This window comes from Oceanibaculum indicum P24, assembly GCF_000299935.1.
Taxonomy (GTDB): domain Bacteria; phylum Pseudomonadota; class Alphaproteobacteria; order Oceanibaculales; family Oceanibaculaceae; genus Oceanibaculum; species Oceanibaculum indicum.
In genome coordinates, this window is the sequence record NZ_AMRL01000028.1 from 1 (window position 1) to 25,016 (window position 25,016).

Here is a 25,016-nt window from a genome sequence, read left to right on the forward strand (position 1 = left end):
GCTGGATCTGCAGGGCCTGCAGCCTTGCCGATTCCTTTGCCAGGTCGGCATCGACGATGGACCCGAGGCCCACTTCCACGGCATCAGCGATCTTGCCGATGAAATCGTCCTGGAAGTTCAGCTTACGGGTATCGGCACCGATGTTGCCGAGCGCGGTGTTGACCGCCGACTCGAAGGTGGCCAGCGCATCCAGCGTCGAGGTCGCCGCCGAGGCGCTGCTGACGTCCGCGGCACCCGAGAAGGTGTCCAGATCGCCGATCAGGTCATTCGGACGCAGTTCGATGGTCGAACCATCGATGTCCGAGATGACGTTGGTCGTCGCCGCGCCGGAGTTCAGCAGGTTGTTGCCCTGAAACGTCGCCTGGTTCAGGAAGGCACGGGCCTGATCGACCAGCTGATTGAAGTCAGAAGTCAGGATCGAGCGCTGTGCCGTCGTGATGGCGGCGTTCGCCAGCTCAACGACCTTCTTCTTGATGTCGCCGACCAGATCGGACACCGCCGTGGCGCCGGCTTCGGCAACCTTCATGACACCGCGCGCATTGGCGAGGCCCTGAGAGACGGCACCGTAGGCCTTCATCTCGCCGCGCAGACCCTGAGCGATCGAGAAGCTGGAAGCGTCATCGACAGCGCCAGTCACCTTGAAACCGGTCGAAACACGGTTCTGCGTCGTATCCAAACGGCTGTTGATGCTGTTCAGATTCTGCAGGGCGACGAGAGCGCCGACATTGGTATTGATGGAGTTATTACCTGCGGCCATGATCAAATTCCTTTTTCTAAGGGTTAGCCGATATGCCAGCCACGCCTTCGTTTTGATTGCGTAAAATGCCAGCTATCGGAATAAATGCTATTTCCGCGCCCGCCTGTCAAACAAAAAACATCAGCAAAGTGAAATTTTCTTCAGGCTGGGGATTTGGGCCGGGGGCTCAGGTGCCGACCCGCATCGGCGCGACCAGCCCACGCAGGCAGGCAATGGCGCTGAGCGCGGTGATCTTGCCGGTTTTCGGATTCTCCTCGGACGGCACATTCTCGATGCTCATGGCAAAGCGCGCGCTGTCTGCCTCCACCTCGATGCGGTGGGTGTTGCGCGTCACCGCCGGGTCAGCCCAGATCTGCAGCCGCGTGCGGTCCGGCCCGATGCCGGCCAGGCTGAGGGCGGCAGCAACATTCACATTGGCCGGGAACCCCTTGGCGCCATCGCGGGCGGAACCGTCGAAGATCAGCTTCGCCTCGTTCAGCCCTTCCAGCGAGATGTTATTCTGCTCCAGATAGGGCGCGCCCATCAGCCCGCGCGGCGGCTTGCGGGTCACCATGGTCACGCTCTCGATGTTGCCCTCGGCGGCGGCGCGCACCGCGTCCAGCCCGATCAGCGCGCCGGTCGGCACCACGATGCGACCGCCATGGGCGATGGCGATGTCCTTCAGATCGTCATGCACCAGCAGCTGGCCAACGCTGAGCGGCACGAAGATGCGGCCCGCCTTCAGGGCCGGCTCGCCGATGGAACGGAACACGGTGGACGGCGCGCATTCGACGACGATGTCCGCCAGTTCCGCCAGTGCCTCCAGATCGACCACCGGGACCGGTGCTCGGAAACCTTCCATCTTGTCGGCGGCCTTCTTCTTGTCGCGAGCGGAGACCGCCGCCAGCGCCAGCCCGTCGATGCCGTCATCCAGGGCCTTCGCCAGGGCGAAGCCGATGGCCCCGAAACCGCCGACAGCAACACGCAAGGGGGCGCTTGAAACGGACATGAAAACCTCTTCCTGTTCTGTGGTCGGGCGTTTGATGCCGGTGCCGTCAGGGCATGGCTGGCAAAACTAGTAACAATGCCTTACTTTCCTGCCCGGAAGTTTGTCCAGAACTATAAAAACAACCCGCTCCCGCGGAAACGAACAAGAGGAATTGCAGAGTGTCCAAGCGCCCCTACGGCGCGCGGGCATCGAAGGCGCTTCATCCGGTCCGATAAACCAAAAGGACACAACAAGGGGGTCCGAATATGTATAAGCGCACACTTCTCTCCACCGCTGCCGCGGCTCTGATGGCCGCAACGGCGTTCTTCCCCGGCGAAAGCCGCGCGGCAGCGCCCGATTGCTCGACCGCGCAGCTGATCGTGCCCTGGGGTGCTGGCGGCGATACCGACATCGTGTTCCGCACCTTCGTCGATGCGATCAACAAGAGCGGCGTGAAGCCCGAGCTGCAGGTCGTAAACATCGGCGGCCAGGGCGGCAACCGCGGTTCCGGCGAGGCCCGCAAGGCGAAGCCCGACGGCTGCACCCTGGTGGCAATCCATGAAAGCGTCATCACCAGCTTCCTGACCGGCCGCGTCGATTACACCTATGACGCGTTCGAGCCGATCTCGCTGGTGACCTACACCCCGTCGATCATCGGTGCCTACGCCAAGGCCCCCTACGCCACCATGAAGGAGATGATCGACGCGGCGAAGAAGGAGCCCAAGAGCATCACCGCCGGTGTCACCCTGGGCTCGACCAGCCATTTCATCTTCCTGCTGGTCGAGGACGCGACCGGCGCCGAGTTCCGCTACGTCTCCTATGAAGGCACGCGCGAGCGCAACACTGCCCTGCTGGCCGGCAACGTGATGCTTGGCGAGACCAACATCCTGACCGCCAAGCAGTATATCTCCGAGGGCTCGCTGAAGGCGCTCGGCATCGCCACGGAGAAGCGCGACGAGCAGGTCGCCGACATCCCCACCCTGAAGGAGCAGGGCGTCCCGGTAACCTACGGCCTGGCGCGCGGCGTCATGGCGCCGAAGGGTACCCCGCCGGAGATCATCCGCTTCTGGGAAGGCGTGTTCGAGAAGGCCGCCATGGACCCGTCGCTGACCAAGGCGATCACCGGCGCCAGCTCGGTCGTCATGTACAAGAATGCCGCCGACTATGCCGCCTTCCTGAAGTCGAGCTTCGCCGAGCATGAAAGGCTGGCGATCAAGATCGGGATGTACAAGAAGCCGTAAACCGGCCTTCCCGGCAGTATCTAGACAACGTGGCGGGCTGCGGATATCCGCGGCCCGCCTGCGGCTATTCCCCTTCTATCGGTGCGCCCATGAACCGCCTCAACCGCGACACGATCACCGCCATCGTGCTGCTGCTCGTCTGCGGAGCCTTCTTCTGGCAGACCTTCTACATCCGCGAAATTCCCTTCTCCACCATGGGCTCGGACGTCTGGCCGCGTTTCGCGCTGACGCTCATGTTCGTCCTGGTGATGATCTATCTGGTGCAGTCGGTCGCCACGCCGCCCGCAGAGGGCGAGCGCCGCAGCCTGCGCGCCTGGCTGAAAGGCTACAGCAGTGCGATCACCTGCTTCGGCATGTTCTTCCTGTTCCTGCTGGCCCTGCCCTATCTCGGCATGCTGGTCAGCGGCGCGCTGTTCGTCTTCCTGACGCAGGGCATCATCGGCCGGCGCGACCCGCGCAGCCTGCTGCTGCACGCAATCATCTCCATCGTCGCCGTTGGCGGCATGTGGGCGATCTTCCGCTACGGGCTTGGCGTCGCCATGCCCGTCGGCGAGCTGTTCCGGTAAGGCAGGGGCTGAACGATGATCTTCGAGAATCTGTTCTCCGCCTTCGAGGCTGTCTTCGCCCTGCATAATCTGGGGCTGATGGCTGCCGGCGTGGCCTGCGGCCTGATTGCAGGCTCGATCCCCGGCTTCACCATCACCATGGCGGTGGTGCTGACCCTGCCCTTCACCTTCGGGATGAGTTCCGTCGAGGGCTTGTCCACCATGCTGGGCGTCTATGTTGGCGGCCTGACCGGCGGCATGTTCGCCTCGGCGCTGATCGGTATTCCCGGCACACCATCCGCCATATCGACGACCTTCGACGGCTTCCCGATGTCGCGCGCCGGCCGGCCCGGCCTGGCGCTGGGGCTTGGCCTGTGGTCGTCCTTCCTGGCCGGCATCCTTTCGGCCATCGTTCTGGTCGTCATGGCGCCAACGCTGGCCGCCATCGGGCTGGAATTCGGCCCCTGGGACTTCTTCACCCTGGTCTGCTTCGCGCTGACCATCGCCGCGAGCCTGTCGGACGGCGCGCTGGTCAAGGGGCTGATCGCCGGCGTGTTCGGCATGGTGCTGGCCGCCGTCGGCGAGGATGCTATCAACGGCGCCGAACGGCTGACCTTCGGCATCGAAAGCTGGCGCGCGGGCTTCGACTTCCTGCCCGTGCTGATCGGGCTGTTCGCCTTCAGCCAGTTGCTGTCCGACATGCAGGATACGGAGGCGGCCCGGAAGCCGATGCTGTCCGGCAGGCACGCCGCCGTGCGCATGGAGCATCTGGAATCCATCCGCCTCAATTTCCGGCACTGGCTCACGGTGGTCCGGTCCTCCGCCATCGGCCTGTTCATCGGGCTGTTGCCGGCGGCCGGCAGTTCGATCTCGAATATCCTGGCCTATGACCAGGAAAAGAAGGCTTCGAAGCATCCCGAGAAATTCGGCACCGGCATTCCCGAAGGCGTGATCGCCTCCGAAGCCTCGAACAACGCCACGGCGGGTGGCGCGCTCATCATGATGATGGCGCTCGGCATCCCCGGCGACGCGGTGACGGCAGTGATGCTGGGCGCGCTGACCATCCACAATATCGCACCCAGCCCCACCTTCATCTCCACCCAGCCGCAGCTGGCCTACGCCATCATGGTCGCCTATTTCCTGGCGAACTTCATGACGCTGGCGCTGACCTCCGGCTGCCTGCGCATCTTCATGCTGGTCACGCGGGTACCGCTCTACATTCTGGGCGTCGTCATCCTGGCTTATTGCGCCATCGGCGTGTTCACGCTGAGCAACGTGATCTCCGACATCTGGACGCTGCTGATGTTCGGCATATTGGGCTTCGTCATGCAGCAGCGCGGCTTCCCGCTGACGCCGATGGTGCTGGGCGTGGTGCTGGGGCCAGTGGCGGAGCTGAACCTGTCCCGCGCGCTATCCACCAGTGACGATCTGACCCTGTTCGTCACCCGCCCCTGGGCGCTGTTCTTCACGGTGATGGCGGTGTTCTCGATCTGCTTCCCGCTGTACCAGCGCGCACGGGAGAAGGGCTATGCCTGGAGCCGCTATTACGGAGCGGCCTTCATGGCCGCCATCGGCCTGCCGCTGCTGATGATGGAGGGCTGGTTCCGCACCGGGCTTGGCGGGTTGCTGATCCTGGCGGCGGTCGCCATCGCCTGGCGCCGCCAGCGTAATGCCGGCTGAGGGGTTCCCTCAGCCGGTCAGGACCACGCAGCCGGTGACGCCGGGAATCTGCGCGAGGCAGCGGCCGACATACTGGGCCGTATCGGCGTCGCGCAGATGGCATTCCGCCTCCACCTGCAGCAGGTCGCCGTCAGTATCGTCCACGCGCTGGCTCAGCCAGCGCTCCGGCACCAGGCTGCGTTTGGCGAAATGCTCCAGCAGCCGCGACAGCATGTTCGGGTCGGCCAGGGCGGTCAGACGGAAATGGGCGAGGACGGGATCACCGGCAGCCGGATGGTCGGCGTCAGCAGGAAGATCAGTCGAAAGAACGCTCGAAACTGACATGGGCGAAACAGACATGGGATGTACCCTCAAAAACGGTAACAGAACGCGACTCGACGACACCCGGCGTCTCGACAGACGCCGGGGCGATAATTCGAATCGCGTTGCTCCGGACCGGATACATCATGGAAATATAATTACCCGTCCTGGCTGGCACGGTCAACAGGCGGCAGGTGCAAGGCATGCCCCCTTTCCTGCATGACAGACTTCCCCATATGGGTCTTGCCCATAACAGGGTGAGGCTTTAGCCATTCTGCACACATCTGGATACACTTACCGCAGCGCAGGAATGCCCCCATGCCGAACGCCGCCCAGGCCCTTGTCGAAATTCTGCACCGCAACGGCATCGACCGGGTGTTCTGCGTGCCGGGCGAAAGCTTCCTCGGCATCATGGACGCGCTGCACGACTCCCCCATCGATGTGGTGACGGCCCGGCACGAGGCCAGCGCCGGCTTCATGGCGGTCGCCGATGCAAGGCTGACCGCCCGGCCTGGCGTGCTGCTGGTCAGCCGCGGCCCCGGCGCCACCAATGCCGCGATTGCCCTGCACACGGCGGAGCAGGACGCGGTGCCGCTGATCCTGATCGTCGGCCAGATCGAGAAGAAGGATCTGCGGCGCGAGGCGTTCCAGGAAATCGACTATGGCCGCATGTATGGCGGCATCGCCAAATGGGTGGCCGAGGCCATCGACGCCGAGCAGGTGCCAGAGCTGACCGCCAAGGCGGTGCGCATCGCCACCAGCGGCACGCCGGGCCCGGTCGTGCTGGTGGTGCCGGAGGATCTGCAGTTCCCGGAAGCGCCAATGTCGGCCGGCGTGGTACAGCAGCGCCGGCCCTCCGTTCCCGCTCCTCAGGATATTGCCGATGTGCGCGCGCTGCTGGAAAAGGCACAGCGTCCGCTGATCATCGCCGGCGGCGGACTGGATGTGCCGGGCGGGCGCGAGGCGCTGCTGGCCTTCGCCGAACGCTGGAACGTGCCGGTCGCGGTCAGCTTCCGCCGGCAGGATCTGTTCCCCAACGCGCATCCGCTCTATGCTGGCGATCTGGGCCTCGCCAACCCGAAGCAGCAGATCGCTGCCTTCCAGGACAGCGACCTGATTCTGGCGCTGGGCACAAGGCTGGGCGACATCACCACGCAGAATTACAGCTTCCCGGACTACCCGCGTCCTCGTCAGGCGCTGGTGCATTGCCATGACGATTCCCGCATCATCGGCCAGCATTTCATCGCCGATGTCGGTATCGCGGCCTCGCCAAAGGCGCTGGCGGAGACACTGGCAGACGGTACGGCTCTGCCCGCGCGCGACTGGTCGGGCATGGTTCGCGCGCTCTACGAGGACTATGCAACCTGGACCGTGAAGGCGGCGCCGGACGGTGTGGTGTTCGGCAATGTCGTCCATGCGCTGAACGAGGTGCTGGAGGAAGACGGCATCGTCGTCGCCGATGCCGGCACGCTGTCCAGCCATGTCTATCGCCATGTCCCCTTCCGCCATCCGCAGCGCCTGCTGGCGCCGATCTCCGGCGCCATGGGCTATGGCGTGCCTGGCGCGGTCGCCGCCGCCCTGCGCCATCCCGGGCGGCAGGTGATCTGCCTGGTCGGCGATGGCGGCTTCATGATGACCGGTTCGGAGTTCATGACGGCTGTGGCGCGCCAGCTGCCGCTGCTGATCCTGCTGTCGAACAACAGCAGCTATGCCTCCATCCGCATCCATCAGGAGCGGCATTATCCGGGGCGCGTGGTCGCCACCGATCTGGTGAACCCCGACTTCGCGGCGCTGGCACGGGCCTATGGCGCCGCCGGCTACATCATCGAGCGCGAGGAGGACATCCGCCCGGTGCTGCGCGAGGCGGTGCAGGCGACCGGTCCGCGTCTGGTCGAGGTGAAGGCGAGCCTTGAAACCTATCTGCCGGCCACCGTCTCGCGGGCGAACGCGGCGGACTGATCCGCGCCTTACCGAAATACGCAAAAAATTTTCGGCTATTTTTCAGTGTCGCGGTAGTCGCCTCCGCCGCGACAATGATTCCAATATCTGGCCTAAGTTTATGGAAAATTTGAGTCATTTCCAATGACATGAATTCGCATTTGCAATTTCTCCATATATTCAATGGTATGCGTAATATCTGATTAACTTTAACGAAAGGTTTTATTAATTTTTTGGGAGCATGTTCCGGCCATGCGCAGACGCGCAAGCATATAGGAGCATGTAACGATGACATCCCGCATTGCCGCGACCCTTGCCGCGACTTTCCTTTTCTCCGCCCCATTGCTGGGCGTGGCGCACGCCTCCGATGCCGCGCCGGCCCAGATCGATGATGCGCTGATCGAACAGATACGCGATATCACGGCGCATCAGACCGTGCTGATCTCGATCAAGGCGCAGAATGAGCGCCACAAGACGCTGACCCAGGCCGATATCGATGCGCTGGACAAGCAGTGGGTCGAGCAGCGCAAGTCAGACAAGCAGCCGCTGATCGCGCAGGTGCTGGGTTCTCCCCTTTCCGGCTATCTGATCCGCGAGATGGCACAGTCGCGTGGGCTGTTCGTCGAGATGTTCGTGATGGACAACAAGGGCCTGAATGTCGGCCAGAGCAGCATCACCGGCGATTACTGGCAGGGTGACGAGGCGAAGTACCAGAAGACCTTCCTGGTCGGCCCGGATGCGGTGTTCGCCGACAAGGTCGCGGTCGAGAAGGATACCGGCCACCGCCTGCAGCAGGTGAACTTCACCATCAAGGACCCGGCCGACGGCAAGCCTGTCGGTGCGATCACCGTCGAAGTCGATCTTGACATGCTGGCAATGCGCCGCCAGCAGGCCGCCCGCTGACCCCGCCTAGCGAAGGAACACTTCCCATGCTGAACAATCTTCGAATTTCCGCGAAGCTGCCCCTCGCCTTTGCGATCATCGTCGCCATCATGTTCGCGGTCAGCGCCGTATCCTTCTGGAAAGTTTCAGAAGTGCAGGACGCAATCGAGCGTGTCGAAGCGACCGACATGATGCTCAGCCATATTGAGGAGCTTGGCACGGCCATCATCGATCAGCAGCGCGCCATCCGCGGCTATCTGATCAGCGGCGATCCTTCCTATCTTGCGCCCTACAACAGCGGTGCCGAGAATTTTGCTGCCGCGTTGACCGCCCTGAAGGCTGACATGCAAAGGGATAACGATCCCCAGCAGAGTCAGCGCCTGGAGCAGGTGGTGGGCCTTCATAAACAATGGATCGATACGGTCGCCTCCCGCCAGATTGCCGCGATGGGGGCTGTGGATACCATCGAGGAAGCCCGTACCCTGGAGGCCGTCGGTGCTGGCAAGGCCTTCGTGGATGACATGAATGCTCTGCTCCGGGAGATGAAGAAGGCTGAAAACGCGCAGGTTGCGGAGGCTGTCGCTATCCAGATATCGGCTATCACCGTGACTTACACCGTGATCATTGTCGGCGGCATCGCCGCCCTGGCGGTTGCAATCACGCTGGCCCTGATGCTGTCCCGTGGCATCGTCACCCCGATCAGCCGCATGACTGACGCCATGACCCGTCTGGCCGGTGGCGACAAGACCATCGAGATCCCGGCGGTCGGCCGCAAGGACGAGGTCGGCGAGATGGCCGAGGCGGTTCAGGTCTTCAAGGACAATCTGATCCGCAATGAGGAGATGGCCGCCGCCGCCGCCCGCGAGCAGGAGGAACGGAACGCCCGTGCCACCCGCATCGAGCAGCTGACCAACAGCTTCCGCACCAGCGTGGAAGCGCTGCTGGAGAACGTCTCGCACTCCGCCGAGACCATGCAGGCGACCGCCCGCTCGATGAGCGACACTGCGGTCGAGACCACCGAACGCGCCACCTCCGTGGCTGCCGCCGCCGAGCAGGCCTCGCAGAATGTGAACGCCGTCTCCGCCGCTGCGGAAGAGCTGGCCAACTCCATCGCCGAGATCAGCCGGCAGGTGTCGCAGTCCACGACCCTAGCGACCGAGGCCGCCAAGGAAGCCGAGCAGACCAACAATGTGGTGCAGGAACTGGCGGAAGCCGCCAACCGCATCGGCGAGGTGATCAGCATGATCAACGACATCGCCGAGCAGACCAACCTGCTGGCGCTGAACGCCACCATCGAGGCCGCACGGGCCGGCGACGCCGGCAAGGGCTTCGCGGTCGTGGCCTCCGAGGTGAAGAGCCTGGCCAGCCAGACCGCCCGCGCGACCGAGGATATCGGCAGCCAGATCGGTTCGATCCAGGCCACGACAAACTCGGCTGTCGAGGCGATCCGCCGGATCGGTGAGCGCATCAACGAGATGAACGGCATCACCACGATGGTCGCTGCCGCCGTCGAGGAACAGCAGGCCGCCACCTCGGAGATCGCCCGCAATGTCGAGCAGGCCGCCGCCGGCGCCAACGAGGTGTCGAGCAACATCGGCAGCGTCAGCTCCGCCGCGCAGGTCACTGGTGCCTCGGCCAACGAGGTGCTGACCTCCTCGGTCGAGCTGGGCGACAAGGCCGGCACGCTGCAGCGCGAAGTCAGCGGCTTCCTGCGGGATGTGAACGCCGCCTGACCGGCAAGGAAACCCGCAACGCGAAGGCCCGGCAGTCCCTGCCGGGCCTTTTTCTTTCGCTTCGCCACCTATGTCTTTACGCTGGCTTTTAAGCAAAGGAGTGTCAGTGACGGATCAAACGGGTAACGCCAAGACCGAAACAGAGATGCGGCCCACAATCCGCAGGCTGCTGCGCCTTTGGCGTGCGCAGAGGGACCGGCACGGCGGCGCCCTGCCCCGCCGGCAGGATTTCGATCCGCTGGAGCTGGGGCCGAAGCTGCTGCCCTATGTCAGCATCGTCGAGCTGGACGGGGGGCGTCTACGCTTCCGCCTGTGCGGCACTGGCCTTGCCAAGGCCGCCGGCCTCGACCTGACCGGCGCCTATGTGGACGAGTTGAACCCCAACAAGGACTATGCGCGCTACATCACCGGCCTGTACGAACAGGCAAGGATCGCGCGCCTGCCATTGCTGTCCGAATCGGTCTTCATTGGCGCCCTGGAGGTTGCCAAGGGCCGCACCCAGCGGCTGATCTGCCCCCTCGCCCAGGATGGCGAGAGGGTCGATCATTTCATCGGCACGCAGGTTTTCGAGAAAAGTCCCGATTCGGTCGGCGACCTGACGATGACCTACGCCGCCGGCTTTGCACCCGGCTTGACCAGGGTGATCGGCGACGAGGCCTGATCCATCCGCTTGCGCGACGCGGCGATGCTGCGGATCGCCGCATCGACGCCGCCGCGCTCGTAGGGGATGTCGAGATAGGACAGCGACGCCTCAACCGCCGAGAGCGCGCCCAGCAGCATCGGCTCGTTCATGTCGCCCATATGGCCGATGCGGAACGCCTTGCCCTGCAGCTTGCCTAGGCCGCCGCCAAGACCCGTCTGGAAGACCTCGCGGGCAACCTCGCGGATCGCCGCCCCGTCATAGCCGTCGGCAACCAGGATGGTGGTCACACCGTTGGATCGCTCGGCCGGGTTGACCGCGTTGAAGGACAGCACGTTGGCCTTGCTCCACACCTCGATGGCCGCGCGGGTGGCGTCGGCCAGCATCTGGTGGCGGCGGAAGGCATTCTCCAGCCCCTCCTCCAGCAGCATGTCGAGCGCGGCGCGCATGCCGAACATGTGATGCTCCGGCGCGGTACCGCAGAACCGGCGATAGCTTTCCGGCTCCAGCCTGGCACCCCAGTCCCAGTAGCGGCGCGGTGCGGTCGCCTTCCTGTGCGCCTCGATGGCGCGCGGGCCGGCGGCCACGAAGCCCAGGCCCGGCGGCATCATCAGCCCCTTCTGGGAGGCGGCGACAGCCACGTCCACGCCCCAGTCATCCATGCGGAAATCGACCGTGCCCAGCGAGGCGATGGTATCGACCATCAGCAGCGCCGGATGGCCGACCTTGTCCATGGCCTCCCGCACCGCCTTCACATCGGCAGTGATGCCGACGGCAGTGTCGGTATGGACCAGCAGCACGGCCTTGATCTTCTTGTCCTTGTCAGCAGCCAGACGCTCGGCGATCTGCGACGGCTGGATCGCCTTGCGCCAGTCGTTCGGAATCTCCTCGATCTCGGCGCCATAGGCGGCCGCAACATCGCGCCAGCCGGCAGAGAAATTACCGGTTTCCGGCACCAGCAGCTTGTCGCCGGGGCTCAGCACATTCACGAGGGCTGCTTCCCAGGCGCCATGGCCGTTGGTGATGTACATGAAGATACGGCCTTCCCTGGTACGGAAGACCGTCCGCATATCCTCGAAGCAGGACGCGACAGTGTCGAGCAGGCGGGGATCGTTCAGATCCACGGCCGGGGTGTGCATCGCATTCAGCACGCGGTCCGGCACATTGGTCGGCCCCGGTGTGTTCAGGAAGCCCTTGCCCCTCTTAACCTGTGTCATCGCGTCTCTTCTCAGCTGCTGGTCATGGATCAAAGCGCCACGAATCATCCTTTCGCAGCGCGGTTGAAGAGTGGAGCATTTTTCAGCCCGGCTTGGTCAAGCCTTTTCTTGTATCCGCGACACTTCCGGGCAAAAGAATGCGCCTCTTCACGCCGCGTAGGCGGGCGGCGCGACGAAGCCGCCATAGCCCTTCTCGATCATCCCGGCGAAGGCGATGCAGTTGCGGTCGCCATATTGCGGGCCGACGATCTGCACGCCGACCGGCAGCCCCTCCGGCGTCAGGCCGATGGGCGCCATGGTCGAGGGCAGATAGAAGGCACCAGTATAACCGGCCCAGAACAGCTGGTCGGTCGAGGGCTGGTCCTTGCCGTTCACCGGGATCATGCGCTCCCAGCGCTCGCCCTTCTGGTTCTGCGTGAAGGCCGCCGTGGTCGCGGTCGGGCACAGCAGCAGATCGTACTGGGTGAAGAACTCCGCCCATTTCAGCCGCAGCTGGTGGCGGCGCTCGTTAAAGGCCAGCCAGTCCTTGTGCGGCATGGTGACGGCGCGGAGCATGCGGGCGGCATAGCCCTGGTCCTTCGGGTCCAGCTTTTCCGCCAGCGCCAGGTTCGCCTTGTACTGTTCCGCCGTCTGCCGGCCGGAGGTCGCCCCGCGCAGCAGTGCGACATAGATCGCCATCGCCTCGTCGGTATCGATATCCGGGCGCGCGCGCTCGTCCACCGTCGCCCCTTCCTTGCGCAGGAAATCCGCCAGCGCCAGCAGCCGGTCCTGCACGCTCTTATCGACCTCCGCATTGCGGTCGGTCAGCATCAGGGCGACCTTGTAGTCCTTCAGGCTCTTCTTCTTCGGCGCCGGCAGAACAAGCTTGTAGCCCGCCCCTTCGATATCGTCCGGCCCGGCCATCACATCGAGGCCGATGGCAAGGTCGGCGGCGCTGCGCGCCATCGGACCGATCACCGAGATATCGGAGGCCGAAACCCGGCCCGGCAGCGCCTGGCCGCGCGGCGGGCAGATGCCATAGGTCGGCTTGTGCCCGAAGACGCCGCAATAATGCGCCGGGTTGCGGATCGAGGCGCCGATGTCGCTGCCCGCCTCAATGCCGCAGAAGCCGGCGGCCAGCGACGCCGCCGACCCGCCGGAGGAACCGCCCGGCGTGCGCGTCAGGTCCCAGGGGTTGTTGGTGGTACCATAGACCTCGTTGAAGCTCTGCCAGTCGGACAGCAACAGCGGCACGTTGGACTTGCCGTAGAGCGTCACGCCGGCCTGCTTCAGGCGGGTGACCGACAGCGCGTCCTGCTTCGGGAAATTGTCCTTCATCTCCGGCAGGCCCCAAGTGGTGGGCATGCCGACCACGTCGAAGGATTCCTTGATCGTCATCGGCACGCCGTGCAGCGCCCCCCAGACAGAGCCCTTGGCCAGCGCCTTGTCAGCCTCCTTCGCGCGCTTGCGCGCACCCTCGACATCCTTCACCACCACGGCATTGATGTCGCCATCATGCTTTTCGACCCGCGCCAGGCAGTGATCCAGCAGTTCGAGGGCACTGATCTTCTTGTTCTTGATGGCCGCTGCCTGCTTCTTCGCCGGCCAGAATGCGATGTCCATGATGCTTGAGGCTCCCTGCTTGGCTTGATTTCCGCGAATGGTGCGAAATGTTAGCGATGCTGACAGAAAGCGCCAAGCCGAACCGCCGCATGGCCGGTCTGCACCCCGCTGGCGTCGGATCGGGTGTCGAAAATCGGTAACCACCCTGACCGACTTTTCTGGACAGCGCGCGGGATATTCGCTTTATTTCGCCAGCCTCGCGCCAACAAGAACGGCACAAAAGCGGGTTTACCGCGCCGCACACCAAATAAGTAAGCCTCACACAGTCCCATCCGGACAGGGCATACGTCGCAGGGAGACGCAAGGGATACCGATGAGCCTCCTTCTGATCGTTTTGCTGCCGTTTATCGGCGCCATTTTCGCTGCGCTGTCGATACGGGCGGGCCGCAATGCCTGCAGCATCGCCGCGCTCGCCACCACGCTGACCAGCCTCACATTGCTGCTGACGCACGCCCCCGCCGTCTTTCGCGGCGAGGTGGTGACTGCGCGGTTCGAATGGCTGCCGGCACTTGGCCTCAACGTGAACTTCTTCGTGGACGGGCTGGGGCTGTTCTTCGCCGGGCTGATCCTGGGCATTGGCGCGCTGATCATCATCTATGCCCGCGCCTACCTGTCGAAGGACGACCCGATGGGCCGCTTCATGGCCTATCTGCTGTTGTTCCAGGGCGCCATGGTCGGCATCGTGCTGTCCGACAACATCCTGCTGCTGCTGGTGTTCTGGGAGCTGACAAGCCTGTCCTCCTTCCTGCTGATCGGCTACTGGAACCACCTGCCGGAAGGCCGCCAGGGCGCGCGCATGGCGCTGGCCGTCACCGGCGCCGGCGGCCTGTCGCTGATTGCCGGCATGCTGATCCTGGGCCATATCGCCGGCTCCTACGACCTGACCGTGATCCTGCAGAATGGCGACGTCATCCGGCAGTCGCCGCTGTACCTGCCGGCATTGCTGCTGATCCTCGGCGGCTGCTTCACCAAGTCGGCGCAGTTCCCGTTCCATTTCTGGCTGCCGCACGCGATGGCCGCCCCCACCCCGGTCAGCGCCTATCTGCACAGCGCCACCATGGTGAAGGCCGGCATCTTCCTGATGGCGCGGCTTTGGCCTGTGCTGTCGGGCACCGAGGAATGGTTCTACCTGGTGACCACCGCCGGTCTCGCGACCATGGTCATCGCGGCGTGGATCGCCCTGTTCAAGGATGATCTGAAGGGGCTGCTGGCCTTCTCCACGGTCAGCCATCTGGGGCTGATCACCATGCTGCTGGGCTTCGGCACGCCGATGGGCGCGATGACCGCGGTGTTCCACATCCTGAACCATGCGACCTTCAAGGCGGCGCTGTTCATGACCGCCGGCATCGTCGATCACGAGGCCGGCACGCGCGACATCAAGCGGCTGGGCGGCTTGCTGTTCCTGATGCCGATCACCGGCACCATCGCCATGGTAACCGCCGCCTCGATGGCCGGCCTGCCGCTGCTGAACGGCTTCCTGTCGAAGGAGATGATGCTTGAACAGGCCGGGCTGACCGTCTGGCTGGGCAATGACTGGATCGTGCCCGTGCTGGCGACGATCGGCGCGCTGTTCTCCGTCGCCTATTCCTTCCGCTACATCGCGCATGTCTTCCTGGGCGAGCAGCGCCATGACTATCCGCATCATCCGCACGATCCGCCCTTCCTGATGTGGGCGCCGCCCGCGCTGCTGGCGGTGCTGGTGGTGCTGATCGGCCTGTTGCCGGCGGTGATCGCCGGGCCGCTGGTCGCCACCGTCTCCGCCGCCGTCATCGGCGCGCCGGCGCCGGACTACAAGCTGGCGATCTGGCATGGCCTCACCCCGGCCCTGTTCATGAGCGTGATCGCGGTGGTCGGCGGCGCGCTGCTGCTGTGGCGCCACGCCACGGCCAAGGCGATCCGCGAATCGGTGCCGCGACCGGAGGCCAAGACGATCTTCGAGGCCTGCATCGCAGCACTGGTGAGCCTGGCAAGCCGCTTCACGGACGGGCTGCAGAACGGCTCGCTGCAGCGCTACCTCGCCTGGCTGGTGGGCGCGGCGCTGGTGATCGGCTATGGCGGCTATTTCGGCACCACGAACGCGCCGGGCGGCCGACCGACCCTGCCTGCTCCGCCGCTTGCCATCATTGCCTGGCTGCTGCTGATCGCCGCCAGCATCGGCGCGGTGACGATGCACCGCCAGCGCCTGTTCGCGCTGATGCTGGTCAGCGTGGTCGGCCTCATCGTCTCGCTGGGCTTCCTGTATCTGTCCGCCCCCGACCTTGCGCTGACGCAGATCTCCGTCGAGGTGGTGACGGTCATCCTGATGCTGCTGGCGCTGAACTTCCTGCCGAAGGCAACGCCGGTCGAAAGCAGCATGCCGCGCAAGACGCGCGACGGCATCCTCGCCGGGCTGGCCGGGCTGGGTGTCGGCGGTGCGGTCTGGGCGGTGATGACCCGCGATTTCGAGACCATCTCCAGCTACCATCTGGAGAATTCCAAGACCGGCGGCGGCGGCACCAATGTGGTGAACGTGATCCTGGTCGATTTCCGCGGCTTCGATACATTCGGCGAGATCATCGTGCTGGGCATCGCCGCGCTGGTGATCTTCGCCCTGCTGGACAGCGCGATGCATGGCGAATGCCGGCGCAAGCTGATGAACTGGCAGTTCGAGACCGCGCGCGCCGCCGACCGGCACCCGCTGATGATGGTCGTGGTGTCGCGCGTCATGCTGCCGCTGGCGCTGATGGTCGGCGTCTATATCTTCCTGCGCGGCCATAACGAGCCGGGCGGCGGCTTCATCGCCGGCCTGATCGTCGCCATCGCGCTGGTCATGCAGTACATGGCCAGCGGCCTTGGCTGGGCAGCACAGCGCATCCGCATCGACTATCACATGACGATTGGCCTCGGCGTGCTGTTCGCCGCGCTGACCGGCGTCGGCGCCTGGCTGGCCGGGCGGCCGTTCCTGACCAGCGACTACGGCTATTTCACCCTGCCGCTGGTCGGCACCTTCGAGCTGGCGACCGCGATGCTGTTCGATATCGGCGTGTTCCTGACCGTGGTCGGTGCGGTGATGCTGGCGCTGGCGAACCTGTCGCGCATCGGCATGAAGGCGGAGCATCTGACCGTCTCGAAGGAGCCGATGGACCTCGACCCGTCACGCGACGGCACAGCGGCGAAACCCGCCGGTCAGGAGAGCTGACATGGAATTCCTCATGGCATCCGGCATTGGCGTGATGACGGCGGCGGGCGTCTATCTGCTGCTGCGCGCCCGCACCTTCCCGGTCATCGTCGGGCTGACCTTCCTGTCCTATGCGGTGAACGCCTTCATCTTCGCCATGGGCCGGCTTGAGACCGAAAAGCCGCCGATCCTGGCCCTGAAGCTGGCGCAGTACACCGACCCGCTGCCGCAGGCGCTGGTGCTGACCGCCATCGTCATCGCCTTCGGCATGACGGCGATGGCCGTGGTGCTGGTGCTGCGCGCCTATCTGGAAGTTGACAGCGACCATGTCGATGGCGACAGCGATAACCGGGAGGGAACCGGGCGATGAGTCACTGGATCATTCTGCCGGTCATCCTTCCGGCCATCGCCGCCAGCCTTCTTCTGCTTGGCCTGAACAAGGACCAGGCGCTGGAGCGTACCGTCGCCCTGACCTCGACCGCTGCGCAGTTCGCCGTCGCCGTGGCACTGACCGTGGCCGCAACGCAGACCCCGGCGGAGGCTTATCTGCTGGGCAACTGGCCGGCGCCGTTCGGCATCGTGCTGGTGCTGGACCGGCTGTCGGCGATGATGCTGCTGCTCACATCCGCGCTGGCGCTGTTCGTGCTGCTCTATGCCCTTGGCGGCTGGGACAAGCGCGGCCGGCATTTCCACGCGCTGTTCCAGTTCCAGCTGATGGGCGTGAATGGCGCCTTCCTGACCGGCGACGTGTTCAACCTGTTCGTGTTCTACGAGGTGCTGCTGATCGCCTCCTACGGGCTGATGGTGCATGGCAGCGGCGGCGAACGTCTGAAGGCCGGCACGCATTATGTCATCACCAACCTGACCGGCTCCGCGCTGTTCCTGATCGCGGTCACCATGATCTATGGCGTCACCGGCACGCTGAACATGGCCGACCTTGCGGTGAAGGTGCCGCAGGTGGCGGCGGGCGATCAGGGGCTGCTGCAGGCCGGCGCGCTGTTGCTGCTGCTGGTGTTCGGCATCAAGGCGGCGCTGGTACCGCTGCATTTCTGGCTGCCCGGCACCTATGCCGCCAGCTCTGCCCCGGTGGCCGCCCTGTTCGCGATCATGACCAAGGTCGGTGCCTATTCGATCCTGCGCTTCTACACGCTGGCCTTCGGCGCCGACGCCGGCCCCGCCACCTTTGTCGCCGGCCCCTGGCTGCTGCCGGCCGCGCTGGTCACGATGGTGATCGGCATGGTCGGCATGCTGGCCGCACGGCAGCTGCGCTGGCTGGTCGCCTTCGGCGTCGTCGGCTCGATGGGCACGCTGCTGACCGGCTTCAGCCTGTTCACGGCGGAAGCGCTGTCGGCCGGCATGTATTACATGCTGCATTCGACCTTCATCGCCGCCGGCCTGTTCCTGCTGGTCGAGCAGATATCGATCCGGCGTGGCAGCGATGCGGTGGCGCCGGGTAGCAGCTTCGCCGGGATTGGCCTGACCTCGTCGCTGTTCATGGCCGCCGCCATCGCCATGGCCGGCCTGCCGCCGCTGAGCGGTTTCCTGGGCAAGCTGCTGATCCTGGACGCCGCGCGCGACAGCGGGGCGATGGGCTGGATCTGGACGCTGATCCTCGTCACCTCCTTCCTGTCCATCGTCGCCTTCGCCCGGGCCGGCAGCCTGGTGTTCTGGAAGCGCGGCGGGGATGTCGCCCCCGAGAGCCCCACCGGTCCGCAGCCGGTCCTGCCACTGGTCGCCACCATCGGCGTGCTGGCGATGACGGCCCTGCTGTCCGCTTTCGCCGGGCCGGTTTCCGGCTATCTGGACGAGACGGCGCGGCAGCTGATGGCCCCGACGGACTACATCGCCGCCGTGCTGGGCGCCGACGCGCTGGCGTCGCGTTGAGGAAGGGAGGATACTGATGCAGCGTTATCTTCCGCACCCGATCATGGTCATTATCCTCACCCTGCTCTGGATGGTTCTGCTGAACGACTTCTCGGTCGGCGGACTCGTGCTGGGCATCCTGCTGGGCATTGGAATCACGCTGCTGACCAGCCGGCTGTGGCCGGGCGCGCCGCGCATTGCCAGCTACCCGAAGGCCTTTGCCTATTTCTTCCTGGTGCTGTGGGACATCGTCGTCGCCAACGTCCAGGTTGCCGGGCTGATCCTGTTCAAGCGCAATGCTGACCTGAAGCCGGATTTCATCTCGATCCCGCTGGATATCCGCACGCCGGAAGCGATCACCCTGCTGGCCGGCACCATCACCATGACGCCAGGCACCGTGTCCTGCGACCTGTCGGCCGATGGCCGCAGCCTGCTGGTGCACGGGCTGAACATTGAGGATGCGCCGGCAACCATCGCCGATATCAAGAAGCGCTACGAGGCCCGCCTGAAGGAGATTTTCGAATGATCTTCTACGCCATCGCCTTCTGTTTCGCCTGCATCGGCCTGGCACTGCTGATGAATCTGTGGCGCCTTGCCACCGGGCCGACCATACCGGACCGCATCCTGGCGCTGGACACCATGACCATCAACGCCATCGCGCTGATCGTGCTGTACAGCCTGATGAGCGACACTTCCATCCTGTTCGAGGCGGCGATCCTGTTCGCCATGGTGGGCTTCATCTCCACCGTGGCCTACTGCAAGTTCCTGCTGCGCGGCGACGTGATCGAGTAAGGAGCGGATCATGGATTTCATTCTCGAACTGCTGCTCTCCGCCTTCATCGTCATCGCCGGCTTCTTCTCTCTGGTGGGTTCCTTCGGCCTGCTGAAGCTGCCCGACGTGATGACCAGGCTGCATGCCCCGACCAAGGCGACGACTCTGGGCGTCGGCGGCATCCTCGTTGCCTCCATGCTCTATAACCTGATGGCGCATGGCACCGTGTCGGTGCATGAGCTGGCGATCACGCTGTTCCTGTTCATCACGGCGCCGATCACCGCCAATTTCATCGCCAAGGCCTATCTGCACGAGCAGCGCGCCGAGGCGGCAAAGAGCCTGCCGAAGCCGGACGCCAAGGCATCCGACTGGGCGACCTACAAGGTCCCGGAGCGTCAGGCGGAGAGCTGAGCCTCCCGCAGCCAGTCCAGAGCCTCCAGCCGGTCCGTGAACAGGCGGTGGTTGGCTCTCGGAAAGATGCTGGCGGCGATCTTCACGAGCTGAAAGAAGAAGCCGTCCCGCGCGACATAGGCGACGCGGGATTCGGGTGGCGGCGCGCTGCCCCATGGCGCCAGCTTGACGATGTCGTACAGCACCTCCCACTCGACGATGCCATGGAACCTTGTGGCATCGACGAGCGTCAGCATGTTGGTGCGGACCATGCCGCGCGACAGCGCTTCCTGAAGGCAGGCGCGGACATCGCTCAACCCCGCCTCGTTCTCGACCGTGATGAAGAGCAGGTCCCCCGTGACGGAGAGGGTTACCCGATTATCGGCTGAGCCGCTGACGATTATCTCCGAACTTCGATTGTCATTTGCCTGCCTTGCCTGTGCCCTGTCCGAAGCATCATCGTCCCGGCCCGTCATCCCGCCCCCGGTTGAGAATTGAGCAACTTGGTATCCTTAGCGATACCACCCCAACCGCCGCGATAACAGGCTTAAATATATATAAAGAAACGATAATTCGACATGGCAACCATATGCCTGACAAGGTCAGGCGCGGCCGAAGGCATCCTCGATGCGTACGATATCGTCCTCGCCGAGATAGGCGCCGGACTGCACCTCGATTAGGTTCAGCGGCACCTTGCCCGGGTTCTCCAGCCGGTGGACGCAGCCCAGCGGCAGATAGACCGACTCATTCTCCTGCAGCAGCATCTGCTCCTCGCCGCGCGTGACCAGCGCGGTGCCGTTCACCACCACCCAGTGTTCGGCGCGGTGGAAGTGCTTCTGCAGCGACAGCTTGCCGCCCGGCTTCACGGTCAGCCGCTTCACCTGGAAGCGGTCGCCGGCATGCAGGGTCTGGTAATAGCCCCAGGGGCGGTAGATCTGGCGATGCGCGCTGGCCTCGCCGCGGCCTTCGGCCTTGAGCAGCTCCACCGCGTCCTTCACCTGTTGCACGGCATCCTTGGAGACGACCAGCACCGCATCCTCGGTGGCGACGACGATCAGATTCTCGACACCGACCGCCACCGTCGCGATGCCCTCGCCGCGTACAAGGCTGTTCTTCGTGCCGATGGTCCAGGCGTCGCCCTGCAGCACATTGCCGTCTGCATTCTTCTCACCAACCTGCCAGAGCGAGGACCAGGAGCCCAGATCGGCCCAGCCGATATCTGCCGGCACGACGGCGGCATGGTCCGTTCGTTCCATCACCGCATAGTCGATGGAGATCGAGGGCGCCTCGGCGAATGCCGCGCCCAGCCGTCGGAAGGACAGATCGCTGGTCGCCATGGCGACAGATTCCTCCGCCGCCTTCAGCACCTCCGGCGCGTGGCGCGCGATCTCCGCCAGGCAGGCCTCGGCGGACAGCAGGAACATGCCGGAATTCCAGAGATAGCCCTCGGCGACAAAAAGTTCCGCCGTGGCACGGTCCGGCTTTTCAACGAAGCGTTCGACGGCCTGCACACCATCGCCCAGAGACTCGCCCGGCTTCACATAGCCATAGCCGGTCTCCGGCGCGTCCGGCACCATGCCGAAAGTGACCAGCTTGCCGGCCCGCGCCAGCGGCAGGCCCGCCGCCACAGCCGCACGAAGCCCTGCCGGGTCGGCAATATGATGGTCCGCCGGCAGCACCAGCAGGATGGATTCGGGCGTCTTTTCGCGTGCGACCAGCGCGGCGGCGGCCAGCGCCGGCGCGGTGTTGCGCCCCTTCGGCTCCAGCAGGATGGCTGCCGGCTCGATATCGAGCTGGCGCATATGTTCGGCAACGATGAAGCGGTGATCCTCCGCGCAGACGATCATCGGCGCGCCGAAACCCTGGGCCGGCGCGGTGCGCAGAACGGTGTCCTGGATCAGGCTGCTGTCGCCCAGCAGAGGCAGGAACTGCTTGGGGTAGCTGAGACGCGACACCGGCCATAGCCGCGAGCCGCTGCCGCCGGACAGGATGACGGGAATGACGGAACTGAAATCGGCGGATTGGGGCATTGCGCTATCCGGATACGGGCGACGGGTCCGTCATCCCTTCGCACAAGCCCTTCCCGCCTGCAAGGGCTAGGCGATGACCGCCGGTTCGTGACCGATCGACAGCAGCAGCCCGGCCACCGCCGTTACCAGCATACCGAGCGTGACCGACCGCCACACGATTCCCGCCAGCTTGTTCTTCTTGTCGTCCTTCATGACCGCCTCCATTGCGGCACAGTCGCAAACTAGATGCATTCTAATTTAGTTGCGACTGGCTCGCAATCAAGAAGTCAAATCGATATCGCCTTGCCTGAAATGACGATTCGCCGGCAGCACCTCCTATTCTAACCGTCACCCCCGGTCTTGTACCGGGGGTCCAGGGTCCAGCATGCTCAGGCTAGGCCGAAGCAAGCCGAGGCCTGGATTCCCGCAACAAGTGCGGGAATGACGGCAGGAGGAACCCGGACGCCAGCACTTCAAACCCGGCCTTTCAGACAAAAATGCCGACACCCCTCACATTTCCTCCAGCGCCAGCGGGGAGATATCGCGGCCCGACAGACCTTTCGGGTTGCGCTGCGCGACCGTCGCCTCAGCCCGGCGCTGCCCCTGCTCCACCGCCTCGGCGGCGGCGGCGAAGTCGAAGCCCAGCACCTGCCCGTTCTCGACGCGCAGCACGCCATCGACATAGACGTCGCGCACCGCGCGTTCCGCCGCCGTATAGACGAGGCTGCGCAGCGGGTCGCGCAGTGGCCGCATGATCGGATGCGTGGCATCGACCAGCACGATGTCGGCCTTGGCACCCGGCGCCAGCCTTCCGATATCATCGCGTCCCAGCGCTTTGGCCGGGCCGGTGGTGACGGCATTGAACATGTCGGCGGTGGTCACGGCGCGGAAATCCTTGGCGTTCACCCGCGCCAGGATGGCAGCGGTGCGCATCTCCTCCCACAGATTATGCGGGTGGGTGTCGGTGCCGATCGCCATGTTCACCCCGGCCTCCAGATACTTCCCGAAATGCTCCAGCGTATGGCCATAGCGCGAGAACACCGTCGGGCAGTGCGCCACCGTCGCGCCGCGCTTCGCCAGCAGGCCGAGGTCACTGCGGCTCTCCCAATGGATCAGCGAGTGATGGTCGAGGAACATGCCATGGCCGATGGTCACGTCCGGCGCCAGGAACCCCACCTCGTCCAGCCACTGGATCGGCGTGAGCCCGTGCCGGCGGGTCATCTCGTGGAACTCGACCACGCTCTGCGCCGCATGGGTCTGCAGCGGCAGCTTGCGGGCGCGCGCCGCCTTCACCGACTCCTGGAACATCTCCGCCGAGCAGGTATCGACCTGCGCCGGCATGACGATGCCGGACAGCCGGCCGGACGGATGCGCCACCGCCTCGTCCACCAGCGCCAGCGCCTTCTCGAACTGCTTTTGGCCGGCTTCCTTGTCCCAGACGAAATCCAGCCGATGGCCGGTCGGCACGTCCCAGCGCGCCTCGCGGAACTGCGGCGTCACATAGGCGCGCACGCCGCTCTTGGCCAGCAGCTCGATCCAGCCGGGATAGCTCGGTGACAGGTCGGCAATGGTGGTCACGCCGGACAGCAGCATTTCCGACAGCGCATAGGCGCACGGCGCCTCCGGCCCGCCCTCATGGTCCTGGAACAGCGCCGTGCGGTCGTACAGCGCGCTCATATAGAGCTTCGGATTCCCCAACTCCTCGCGCACGCCCTTGTAGGTCGGCTGGTTGTAAGGGTGGCAGTGAATATTGATGAGGCCCGGCAGCACGACCGACTGCCGCCCGTCGATCTCGCTGTCCGCCGGCCCGTCATAATCCGGCCCGACATGCAGGATCGCGTTGCCCCAGAAGGCAATGTCGATGCCGCGGCGATAGACATGGCGGTTCTTCCCGGCATCCCAGGCAACCGTCCAGTCGGCCTTGCGGATCACCACGGTCTTGGCGGTCTTGGCGTCTGTGCTGTTCATGCTGCCCCCCGGCTTGTTCGCTTCGTTGACAGGTAGCATGGCAAGAATCGGCGACCGCTCATAGAGCCTATCGTCTCGACCATCCGTCCCTTCTGCGCTATGCCGGTTCGGCGCAGAGAGGATATTGCATGACCGATCCGGTACAGGACCAGTACGAGGCCTATCCCTATCCCGGCCGCAACCCGGCAGAGGAAGCCACGCGGCTCGTCACCGGCTCGCCCAGCCGGGTGCTGGAGATCGACCATTACCTGTTCGGCGGGCGGCGCGACTGGAGCCAGCCCTTCCGCGTGTTGGTGGCCGGTGGCGGTACCGGCGACGCCACGGTGATGCTGGCGCAGCAGCTGCACGATAAGGGCATGAAGGCCGAGATCACCTATCTCGACCTGTCCACGGCCTCGCGCCGCATCGCGGAGCAGCGGATCAAGATACGCGGCCTGACAAACGTGACCTTCCTCTCCGGCTCACTGCTGGCCCTCGCGGAAATGGGCCTCGGCGGCTTCGACTACATCGATTGCTGCGGCGTGCTGCACCATCTTCCCGACCCGGATGCCGGCCTCGCGAGCCTGGCCGGCGCTCTGGCGCCCGGCGGCGGCATCGGCATCATGGTTTATGGCGAATATGGTCGCGCGGGCCTCTATCCGCTGCAGGCGGCGCTGCAACAGCTGGCCGGCGATCTGCCGCTGAAGGAGCAGGTGGCGCTGGCGAAGAAGCTGCTGCCCGCCCTCCCCGTCACCAACGGCTTCCGCAACAACCGCTTCCTCGGCGATCACCGGCGCGGCGATGCGGAGCTGGTGGATTTGCTGCTGCACCGGCAGGACCGCGCCTATACCGTGCCGCAGCTGGCCGAGCTGGTGGCGGGCGCAGGCCTCCAGATCGCCAGCTTCATCGAGCCGTTGCGCTACGACCCGTCCCTCTATCTCACCGACCCGGTGCTGGCCAAGCGGGCGGCTTCGCTGCCGGCGCCAGATCAGGCGGCGCTTGCCGAACGGCTGGCCGGCAACATGAAGCTGCACATCGCCTATCTCAGCCGCGAGTCCGGCACCGTGGCACAGCCCGCACCCGAGGCGATTCCGCTCTTCATCGAATGGGAGGCGGAGACTGTTGCAAAGGCGGTCCAGCAGCAGGGCGGCATCAAGGGCGCCTTCGACGGGCTGCCGGTCACCTTGCCGCTGCCGCGCCAGGCGCCTGCGATCCTGCGGCTGATCGACGGCACGCGCAGGATGGACGCGATCCGTCAGGAGACGGGATTCACCGACTGGGAGAACTTCATGGCCGTCTTCAGACCCGTCTGGCGCGCGCTGAACGGCATCAACCGGCTGGCGCTGCGGCACTAAATTCCCTCTCCCCCTTGCGGG

General features: G+C 64.8%; 23 protein-coding genes. 14 read left to right on the forward strand and 9 right to left on the reverse strand.

The annotated features are described in order from the left end of the window. The coding region (locus P24_RS16110) for a flagellin (RefSeq protein ID WP_008945806.1) at nucleotides 1-757 on the reverse strand (757 nt) is incomplete at its 3' end. A 166-nt stretch (nucleotides 758-923) separates the two neighbouring features. Beyond that, entirely contained in the window at nucleotides 924-1,745 is an 822-nt protein-coding gene (locus P24_RS16115; RefSeq protein WP_008945807.1) for an aspartate dehydrogenase, read from the reverse strand. A 245-nt stretch (nucleotides 1,746-1,990) separates the two neighbouring features. On the opposite strand from P24_RS16115, the gene P24_RS16120 reads away from it, so the two are divergent. The 3 genes from P24_RS16120 to P24_RS16130 all read left to right on the forward strand — a co-directional run bounded on the left by P24_RS16120 (nucleotide 1,991) and on the right by P24_RS16130 (nucleotide 5,190). Continuing rightward, a complete protein-coding gene (locus P24_RS16120) occupies nucleotides 1,991-2,965 on the forward strand; it encodes a tripartite tricarboxylate transporter substrate binding protein (protein WP_008945808.1) in 975 nt (324 codons plus the stop codon). Nucleotides 2,966-3,054: 89 nt separating this feature from the next. After that, nucleotides 3,055-3,531 (forward strand): tripartite tricarboxylate transporter TctB family protein, encoded by a 477-nt coding sequence (locus tag P24_RS16125; protein ID WP_008945809.1) that lies wholly within the window; start codon nucleotides 3,055-3,057, stop codon nucleotides 3,529-3,531. A 15-nt stretch (nucleotides 3,532-3,546) separates the two neighbouring features. Continuing rightward, nucleotides 3,547-5,190 (forward strand): tripartite tricarboxylate transporter permease, encoded by a 1,644-nt coding sequence (locus tag P24_RS16130; RefSeq protein WP_008945810.1) that lies wholly within the window; start codon nucleotides 3,547-3,549, stop codon nucleotides 5,188-5,190. 9 nt (nucleotides 5,191-5,199) lie between these two features. On the opposite strand, the gene P24_RS16135 is transcribed toward P24_RS16130, so the two are convergent. Further along, nucleotides 5,200-5,529 carry a hypothetical protein gene (locus tag P24_RS16135; RefSeq protein WP_008945811.1) on the reverse strand — a complete coding sequence of 110 codons (330 nt, stop codon included), beginning with the start codon at nucleotides 5,527-5,529 and terminating at the stop codon, nucleotides 5,200-5,202. Between the two features lie 279 nt (nucleotides 5,530-5,808). On the opposite strand from P24_RS16135, the gene P24_RS16140 reads away from it, so the two are divergent. The 4 genes from P24_RS16140 to P24_RS19440 all read left to right on the forward strand — a co-directional run bounded on the left by P24_RS16140 (nucleotide 5,809) and on the right by P24_RS19440 (nucleotide 10,704). Beyond that, complete coding sequence (locus P24_RS16140; RefSeq protein WP_008945812.1) at nucleotides 5,809-7,449, forward strand: thiamine pyrophosphate-dependent enzyme; 1,641 nt, start codon at nucleotides 5,809-5,811, stop codon at nucleotides 7,447-7,449. Between the two features lie 267 nt (nucleotides 7,450-7,716). After that, nucleotides 7,717-8,331, forward strand: coding sequence for a hypothetical protein (locus tag P24_RS16145; protein WP_008945813.1), 615 nt, complete (start codon nucleotides 7,717-7,719; stop codon nucleotides 8,329-8,331). A gap of 26 nt (nucleotides 8,332-8,357) precedes the next feature. Further along, the gene (locus tag P24_RS16150) at nucleotides 8,358-10,043 is read left to right on the forward strand and encodes a methyl-accepting chemotaxis protein (protein WP_008945814.1); all 1,686 of its coding nucleotides are present in this window, start codon (nucleotides 8,358-8,360) and stop codon (nucleotides 10,041-10,043) included. A 106-nt stretch (nucleotides 10,044-10,149) separates the two neighbouring features. Then, on the forward strand, nucleotides 10,150-10,704 hold the full coding sequence (locus P24_RS19440) for a PAS domain-containing protein (RefSeq protein ID WP_192813258.1): 555 nt from the start codon (nucleotides 10,150-10,152) through the stop codon (nucleotides 10,702-10,704). Here P24_RS19440 and P24_RS16160 read toward each other — a convergent pair. Together P24_RS16160 and P24_RS16165 are read right to left on the reverse strand one after the other, a co-directional pair. Further along, nucleotides 10,650-11,900 carry a pyridoxal-phosphate-dependent aminotransferase family protein gene (locus tag P24_RS16160; RefSeq protein WP_008945816.1) on the reverse strand — a complete coding sequence of 417 codons (1,251 nt, stop codon included), beginning with the start codon at nucleotides 11,898-11,900 and terminating at the stop codon, nucleotides 10,650-10,652. The two genes, P24_RS19440 and P24_RS16160, sit on opposite strands and share 55 nt — an antisense overlap. Nucleotides 11,901-12,047: 147 nt before the next feature. Then, complete coding sequence (locus tag P24_RS16165) at nucleotides 12,048-13,502, reverse strand: amidase (protein WP_008945817.1); 1,455 nt, start codon at nucleotides 13,500-13,502, stop codon at nucleotides 12,048-12,050. 313 nt (nucleotides 13,503-13,815) lie between these two features. Between P24_RS16165 and P24_RS16170 the strand changes: the two genes are divergently transcribed. The 6 genes from P24_RS16170 to P24_RS16195 are packed head-to-tail and all read left to right on the forward strand — an operon-like array spanning nucleotide 13,816 to nucleotide 19,705. Then, nucleotides 13,816-16,680 (forward strand): monovalent cation/H+ antiporter subunit A, encoded by a 2,865-nt coding sequence (locus tag P24_RS16170; protein ID WP_008945818.1) that lies wholly within the window; start codon nucleotides 13,816-13,818, stop codon nucleotides 16,678-16,680. A 1-nt stretch (nucleotide 16,681) separates the two neighbouring features. Next, a complete protein-coding gene (locus P24_RS16175) occupies nucleotides 16,682-17,029 on the forward strand; it encodes a Na+/H+ antiporter subunit C (protein WP_008945819.1) in 348 nt (115 codons plus the stop codon). Further along, on the forward strand, nucleotides 17,026-18,543 hold the full coding sequence (locus P24_RS16180; protein ID WP_008945820.1) for a monovalent cation/H+ antiporter subunit D: 1,518 nt from the start codon (nucleotides 17,026-17,028) through the stop codon (nucleotides 18,541-18,543). Before P24_RS16175 ends, P24_RS16180 begins: the two co-directional genes overlap by 4 nt. Nucleotides 18,544-18,559: 16 nt before the next feature. Continuing rightward, complete coding sequence (locus P24_RS16185; protein ID WP_008945821.1) at nucleotides 18,560-19,048, forward strand: Na+/H+ antiporter subunit E; 489 nt, start codon at nucleotides 18,560-18,562, stop codon at nucleotides 19,046-19,048. Further along, nucleotides 19,045-19,314 (forward strand): K+/H+ antiporter subunit F, encoded by a 270-nt coding sequence (locus P24_RS16190; protein WP_008945822.1) that lies wholly within the window; start codon nucleotides 19,045-19,047, stop codon nucleotides 19,312-19,314. The genes P24_RS16185 and P24_RS16190 overlap by 4 nt, the downstream gene beginning before the upstream one ends. Nucleotides 19,315-19,324: 10 nt before the next feature. Continuing rightward, complete coding sequence (locus tag P24_RS16195) at nucleotides 19,325-19,705, forward strand: Na+/H+ antiporter subunit G (protein WP_008945823.1); 381 nt, start codon at nucleotides 19,325-19,327, stop codon at nucleotides 19,703-19,705. Here P24_RS16195 and P24_RS16200 read toward each other — a convergent pair. From P24_RS16200 to P24_RS16210, 4 genes are all read right to left on the reverse strand, one after another. Then, the gene (locus P24_RS16200; protein ID WP_040708119.1) at nucleotides 19,690-20,160 is read right to left on the reverse strand and encodes a hypothetical protein; all 471 of its coding nucleotides are present in this window, start codon (nucleotides 20,158-20,160) and stop codon (nucleotides 19,690-19,692) included. The genes P24_RS16195 and P24_RS16200 overlap by 16 nt on opposite strands. Nucleotides 20,161-20,286: 126 nt before the next feature. Then, the gene (locus P24_RS16205; protein WP_008945825.1) at nucleotides 20,287-21,714 is read right to left on the reverse strand and encodes a mannose-1-phosphate guanylyltransferase/mannose-6-phosphate isomerase; all 1,428 of its coding nucleotides are present in this window, start codon (nucleotides 21,712-21,714) and stop codon (nucleotides 20,287-20,289) included. Nucleotides 21,715-21,780: 66 nt separating this feature from the next. Beyond that, the gene (locus P24_RS20645) at nucleotides 21,781-21,906 is read right to left on the reverse strand and encodes a hypothetical protein (protein ID WP_272943357.1); all 126 of its coding nucleotides are present in this window, start codon (nucleotides 21,904-21,906) and stop codon (nucleotides 21,781-21,783) included. Nucleotides 21,907-22,203: 297 nt separating this feature from the next. Then, nucleotides 22,204-23,661, reverse strand: coding sequence for an amidohydrolase family protein (locus P24_RS16210; protein WP_008945826.1), 1,458 nt, complete (start codon nucleotides 23,659-23,661; stop codon nucleotides 22,204-22,206). A 128-nt stretch (nucleotides 23,662-23,789) separates the two neighbouring features. Between P24_RS16210 and P24_RS16215 the strand changes: the two genes are divergently transcribed. After that, nucleotides 23,790-24,995 carry a class I SAM-dependent methyltransferase gene (locus P24_RS16215; protein WP_008945827.1) on the forward strand — a complete coding sequence of 402 codons (1,206 nt, stop codon included), beginning with the start codon at nucleotides 23,790-23,792 and terminating at the stop codon, nucleotides 24,993-24,995. The last annotated feature ends 21 nt before the right edge of the window (nucleotides 24,996-25,016 follow it).

What these genes read in the sequence shown, in the direction of transcription:
- P24_RS16215 (WP_008945827.1), top strand. Translation starts at nt 23,790, where the DNA reads ATGACCGATCCGGTACAGGACCAGTACGAGGCCTATCCCTATCCCGGC.
- P24_RS16210 (WP_008945826.1), bottom strand. Translation starts at nt 23,661, where the DNA reads ATGAACAGCACAGACGCCAAGACCGCCAAGACCGTGGTGATCCGCAAG.
- P24_RS16170 (WP_008945818.1), top strand. Translation starts at nt 13,816, where the DNA reads ATGAGCCTCCTTCTGATCGTTTTGCTGCCGTTTATCGGCGCCATTTTC.
- P24_RS16150 (WP_008945814.1), top strand. Translation starts at nt 8,358, where the DNA reads ATGCTGAACAATCTTCGAATTTCCGCGAAGCTGCCCCTCGCCTTTGCG.
- P24_RS20645 (WP_272943357.1), bottom strand. Translation starts at nt 21,906, where the DNA reads ATGAAGGACGACAAGAAGAACAAGCTGGCGGGAATCGTGTGGCGGTCG.
- P24_RS16200 (WP_040708119.1), bottom strand. Translation starts at nt 20,160, where the DNA reads ATGACGGGCCGGGACGATGATGCTTCGGACAGGGCACAGGCAAGGCAG.
- P24_RS16165 (WP_008945817.1), bottom strand. Translation starts at nt 13,502, where the DNA reads ATGGACATCGCATTCTGGCCGGCGAAGAAGCAGGCAGCGGCCATCAAG.
- P24_RS16175 (WP_008945819.1), top strand. Translation starts at nt 16,682, where the DNA reads ATGGAATTCCTCATGGCATCCGGCATTGGCGTGATGACGGCGGCGGGC.
- P24_RS16160 (WP_008945816.1), bottom strand. Translation starts at nt 11,900, where the DNA reads ATGACACAGGTTAAGAGGGGCAAGGGCTTCCTGAACACACCGGGGCCG.
- P24_RS16190 (WP_008945822.1), top strand. Translation starts at nt 19,045, where the DNA reads ATGATCTTCTACGCCATCGCCTTCTGTTTCGCCTGCATCGGCCTGGCA.
- P24_RS16115 (WP_008945807.1), bottom strand. Translation starts at nt 1,745, where the DNA reads ATGTCCGTTTCAAGCGCCCCCTTGCGTGTTGCTGTCGGCGGTTTCGGG.
- P24_RS16120 (WP_008945808.1), top strand. Translation starts at nt 1,991, where the DNA reads ATGTATAAGCGCACACTTCTCTCCACCGCTGCCGCGGCTCTGATGGCC.
- P24_RS16195 (WP_008945823.1), top strand. Translation starts at nt 19,325, where the DNA reads ATGGATTTCATTCTCGAACTGCTGCTCTCCGCCTTCATCGTCATCGCC.
- P24_RS16140 (WP_008945812.1), top strand. Translation starts at nt 5,809, where the DNA reads ATGCCGAACGCCGCCCAGGCCCTTGTCGAAATTCTGCACCGCAACGGC.
- P24_RS16130 (WP_008945810.1), top strand. Translation starts at nt 3,547, where the DNA reads ATGATCTTCGAGAATCTGTTCTCCGCCTTCGAGGCTGTCTTCGCCCTG.
- P24_RS16205 (WP_008945825.1), bottom strand. Translation starts at nt 21,714, where the DNA reads ATGCCCCAATCCGCCGATTTCAGTTCCGTCATTCCCGTCATCCTGTCC.
- P24_RS16185 (WP_008945821.1), top strand. Translation starts at nt 18,560, where the DNA reads ATGCAGCGTTATCTTCCGCACCCGATCATGGTCATTATCCTCACCCTG.
- P24_RS16145 (WP_008945813.1), top strand. Translation starts at nt 7,717, where the DNA reads ATGACATCCCGCATTGCCGCGACCCTTGCCGCGACTTTCCTTTTCTCC.
- P24_RS16135 (WP_008945811.1), bottom strand. Translation starts at nt 5,529, where the DNA reads ATGTCTGTTTCGCCCATGTCAGTTTCGAGCGTTCTTTCGACTGATCTT.
- P24_RS16125 (WP_008945809.1), top strand. Translation starts at nt 3,055, where the DNA reads ATGAACCGCCTCAACCGCGACACGATCACCGCCATCGTGCTGCTGCTC.
- P24_RS16180 (WP_008945820.1), top strand. Translation starts at nt 17,026, where the DNA reads ATGAGTCACTGGATCATTCTGCCGGTCATCCTTCCGGCCATCGCCGCC.